Raw genomic sequence first — 4,282 nt, 5'->3', positions numbered from 1 at the left:
CGACGAGGAGGGATGGCGGCTGTACGGGCAGGCCGAGCAGGTCCTCGACGGGCACGCCGCCGATCTGCTGCTCGTCGCCGCGCACACGGGCGGCTTCGCCCGCTCCCGTACGCTCCTCTTCCTCGTACGGGCACAGAGCGAGGGCGTCGTCCGCGTACGGCAGACGACCCTGGACGAGACGCGGCCGCAGGCGAGGATCGAACTGCGGGACGCCGCCGCCGAGTTGCTCGGACCCGACGACGCCACGGTGGTCGCCGAGGCGCTCGCCGCGACCGGGAACGCCGCCGCCGCCGTGCTCGCCGCGGAAGCCGTGGGTGCCGCGGACCGCGCGCTCGAGCGGACCGTCGAATACGCCAAGCAGCGCGAGCAGTTCGGACGGGCGATCGGATCGTTCCAGGCCGTGAAGCACCGGCTCGCGGATGTGTACGTGGCCGTGCAGGCCGCGCGGTCGGCGGCCTACTACGCGGCCTGGGCGGCCGCGCGTGACGACGGTGAACGCGTGGGCGGACTCGCCCTCGCGCAGGCGCTCGACGCGCTGCGGACCGCGTCGGGGGAGGCGATCCAGCTGCACGGCGGGATCGGTTTCACCTGGGAGCACGAGGCGCATCTGTACTTCAAGCGGGCCGCGAGCGACGAACTGCTCTTCGGCCCCGTGCACCGGCTGCGCGCCCATGCGGCCGACCACGCCGGTCTGTTCGTCGCCGAGGAGGTCGCGGTCTGATGCCGCCCGGAGTCAAGCTCATGCAGAAGGTCTCGTCGAGCAAGCTGTTCATGAAGGTCGGTCCTCACTTCGTGCCCGCGATGGACCGGGCCGTGCACAAGCTCACGCGCGGCAAGGTGATGCTCAGCGCGCAGATGCTGCCCGGGGTCATCCTCACGGTGAAGGGCGCGAAGAGCGGGATTCCGCGCCGTACGCCCCTGGCGTGCATGCCCGAGGAGGAGAGCGGCACCTGGGTGCTCATCGGCTCCAACTTCGGGCGGCCCGGACACCCCGTATGGACGGTGAACCTGCTGAAGAACCCCGACGCGGAGATCAGCTGGAAGGGCACGGACATCGACGTCACGGCCCGGCTGCTCGAAGGCGACGAACGGGCCGCGGTGTGGGAGAAGTGCCTCAAGTTCTGGCCGCCGTACGCCACTTATCAGCAGCGGGTGGACCGGGAGATACGGCTGTTCCGGCTCGAGCGGCGCGACAAGGGCGAGTAAGCGGCTCGCAGGCCCGTTGTCAGTGGGTGCCGATAGCCTTCAAGGGGCTCGGCCCCCGGGAGGGCGGGGTCTGTTCAACGCACGGGCGGCGGGCGTCCTCCACGAAGAGGGTGCCCGCCGCCCGTATGACAGGACAGGGTGCGCGACGTTACTTCATCGGCTTCTTGCCGGTGATGCCCAGATGCACCAACAGGGCCAGATTCGGCTTCAGTTCGGCCTGCTTCACACCCCAGGTCGAGAAACCCTTCTGGTGCGAGGCGACCGCCGCGAGCATCGCGACCAGGGAGCCCGCCATCGCCGCGGCGTTGACGTCCTTGTCGACCTTGCCCTTGTCCTGAAGGTCCTTGACCGTGTCGGTAAGGGAATTGGTCACCGAGTTCAGGATCTTCATACGGATTTTGTAGAAGCGCTTGTCGCCTTCGGCCGAGCCGAGGTCCACGACGCGCATGATCGCGTCGTTCTTGCGCCAGAACTCCAGGAATCCGTCGACAAGTTCCTGCGAGGTCCCCCACCCGGCCTTGCCCACCCAGGAGCGTTCGGCGAGCACATCGGTCAACCCGGCGCCCTCCGTGGCCATTTGCTCCGCGATCTCCAGGACGGCGCCTTCGACATCGGGGAAGTACTGATAGAAGGTCGCGGGTGAAGTGCCCGCTTTCCGCGCCACATCGATGACCTTGACGTCACGGTAGGGCGAGGAACTGAGCATCTCGCTGAGGCAGTCGAGCAGCTTCTGACGCGTCGCCTGCCCACGCCGTCCGGCCACACGGCCGTCGACGGTACGCACTTGTCCTGTCATGCCGTCAGCTTACCGAGGGGTGATCGGGGCGCGATTCGGCCGACTGCAAATGGGGACGGGGGAGATACGGGGGAGTTAGGGGGACTCGGGGTATATGGGAGGGCTCGGGGTCACTCCCGGGGTCTGCCCCGGACGGCGGACTGGCCAAGTGTTCGATTCGTTTTCCTGCGGTACGCCGGGTACGGCACTAGCTTGGCTGTGACGGGTGCCACAGGGTCCCGTGACTCCGGGAGGTGGGGCCGTGGCCGCGTATACCGAGGGTGTGCCCTGCTGGGTGGACGCCCTGCTGCCCGATGTCGAGGCCGGCAAGCGGTTCTACGGCGAGCTCTTCGGCTGGACCTTCGACGAGGGCGCCGGGCCCGAGTACGGGCACTACGCGCAGGCGTACAAGGACGGCAAGGCCGTCGCCGCGCTCGCGCCCAAGCGGGACGGGCGGATGCCCACGGTCTGGAACGTGTACTTCGCGACCCCGGACGCCCTCGCGAGCGCCCGGAGGATCGAGGACGCGGGCGGGCGGCTGGTCATGGAGCCGATGCCCGTCGGGCCCTTCGGGACGATGGCGCTCGCGGTCGATCCCGAGGGCGCGGTCTTCGGGCTCTGGCAGGGCGGTACGCACGAGGGCTTCGAGAGGGCCGGGGAGCCGGACTCCTTCTGCTGGACCGAGGTGAAGGTGCGGGACGCGGCGCGGGCCGACGCCTTCTACGAAGAGGTGTTCCGCTTCGAGGGCTTCGACCTCGACGACGTGATCGACGGCTTCCGCACCTGGTCGCCCGCCGGCACCGAGCCCGGCCCCGACACGGCCGTCGGCGGGCGCGAGCTGATGGGTGAGGGGGTGCCGGCCGAGCTGCCCGCGCACTTCCTCGTCTACTTCAATGTCGACGACTGCGACGAGGCCGCCCGTGTCACCCGGCGGCTCGGCGGCCGGGTGCAGAGCCCACCCGTCGACATTCCGTACGGACGTATCGCAACGCTCGTGGACAATCAGGGCGCCGTCTTCGCCGTACTACAGGATCACGCGGACTGACCCTCTCCGCTTTGTCCCATCTCGCCCCGAAATAGATTGAGACCTCCCGATCGGGCCCCGGGTTCGCAACCGCCGCTCGCGCCAGGAAGAATCAGGGTGCGTGCCGCCAGGGCGGCTCGGTGGTGAGACGCTGACGATGGGCACGAGCCCGTTCGCTCGGTGGTGTCCCACGGTCAGTTACGGGGAGGTGGCAGGCAAGTGGTGGAGCAGCTGACGCAGCACGATCCGCGCCGGATCGGGCCGTTCGAGGTGCTCGGCCGGCTCGGTGCCGGCGGCATGGGTCTGGTCTATCTCGCGCGCTCGGCCTCCGGCCGCCGGGTGGCGATCAAGACGGTCAGGACCGAGCTCGCCGAGGACCAGCTCTTCCGTGTCCGCTTCACCCGTGAAGTGGAGGCGGCCCGTGCCGTCTCCGGCTTCTACACAGCGGCCGTCGTGGACGCCGATCCGCGCGCCGCCGTGCCGTGGCTGGCCACCGCGTATGTCCCCGCGCCCTCGCTCGAGGAGATAGTGAATGAGTGCGGGCCGCTGCCGGCCCAGGCCGTACGGTGGCTGGCCGCCGGGATCGCCGAGGCGCTGCAGTCCATCCACGGCGCGGGTCTGGTGCACCGCGACCTCAAGCCGTCGAACGTGCTCGTCGTCGAGGACGGCCCCCGCGTCATCGACTTCGGTATCGCCTCCGGCGTCTCCAATACGCGTCTGACGATGACGAACGTGGCCGTCGGCACCCCGGCCTACATGTCTCCGGAGCAGGCCAAGGACTCGCGTTCCGTCACCGGCGCGAGCGATGTCTTCTCGCTGGGGTCCACGCTCGTGTTCGCCGCGACGGGGCATGCCCCCTTCCACGGCGCGAACCCGGTCGAGACCGTCTTCATGCTGCTGCGCGAAGGGCCCGACCTCGACGGGCTGCCCGAGGAACTGCGGCCGCTGATCCTCGACTGCATGCATATGGAAGCGGCGATGCGGCCCAGCCCCGCCGACCTCCAGGCCCAGCTCGCCCCGCACCTGTTCGCCTCCGGCTCCGACGACTCCGGTACGGCCTCCGCCTGGCTGCCCGAGCGGTCCGTCGCCCTGATCGAGGCGCGCCGCGGCGGGCGGCCGCCCGTGCGGACCGGCGGTTCCGGCCGCAGCGGCGGACGGGGCGTACCGCCGCAGCCCGCGCAGCCGCCGCAGCAGCCGCCCCGACCTTCGCGGCCGGCCGGCGGCGAGGACTGGGACGAGGCCTGGCGCCGTACGCCCGACGCCCCTGACCCCTCGCC

At 70.2% G+C, this 4,282-nt stretch carries 5 protein-coding genes; 4 read left to right on the top strand and 1 reads right to left on the bottom strand.

Features of this window, described 5'->3' with window-relative positions; translation table 11 throughout:
- On the top strand, positions 1-721 hold a 721-nt coding region (locus ABT367_RS41005; protein WP_352259031.1), incomplete at its 5' end, for an acyl-CoA dehydrogenase family protein.
- Entirely contained in the window at positions 721-1,206 is a 486-nt protein-coding gene (locus ABT367_RS41000) for a nitroreductase family deazaflavin-dependent oxidoreductase (protein WP_352259030.1), read from the top strand. The genes ABT367_RS41005 and ABT367_RS41000, both read left to right, overlap by 1 nt.
- Before the next feature lie 148 nt (positions 1,207-1,354).
- On the opposite strand, the gene ABT367_RS40995 is transcribed toward ABT367_RS41000, so the two are convergent.
- Positions 1,355-2,002 (bottom strand): TetR family transcriptional regulator, encoded by a 648-nt coding sequence (locus tag ABT367_RS40995; RefSeq protein WP_165333060.1) that lies wholly within the window; start codon positions 2,000-2,002, stop codon positions 1,355-1,357.
- Positions 2,003-2,243: 241 nt separating this feature from the next.
- Here ABT367_RS40995 and ABT367_RS40990 point away from each other — a divergent pair, with 241 nt between their 5' ends.
- The gene (locus ABT367_RS40990) at positions 2,244-3,026 is read left to right on the top strand and encodes a VOC family protein (protein WP_352259028.1); all 783 of its coding nucleotides are present in this window, start codon (positions 2,244-2,246) and stop codon (positions 3,024-3,026) included.
- Between the two features lie 198 nt (positions 3,027-3,224).
- Positions 3,225-4,282: serine/threonine-protein kinase (locus tag ABT367_RS40985; protein ID WP_352259026.1), on the top strand; the 1,058-nt coding region annotated here is incomplete at its 3' end.

It is taken from the genome of Streptomyces mesophilus (assembly GCF_040300965.1).
Lineage (GTDB): Bacteria > Actinomycetota > Actinomycetes > Streptomycetales > Streptomycetaceae > Streptomyces > Streptomyces mesophilus_A.
The sequence above is the reverse complement of the archived record's forward strand: the minus strand, read 5'-3'. Positions and strand labels throughout refer to the sequence as shown.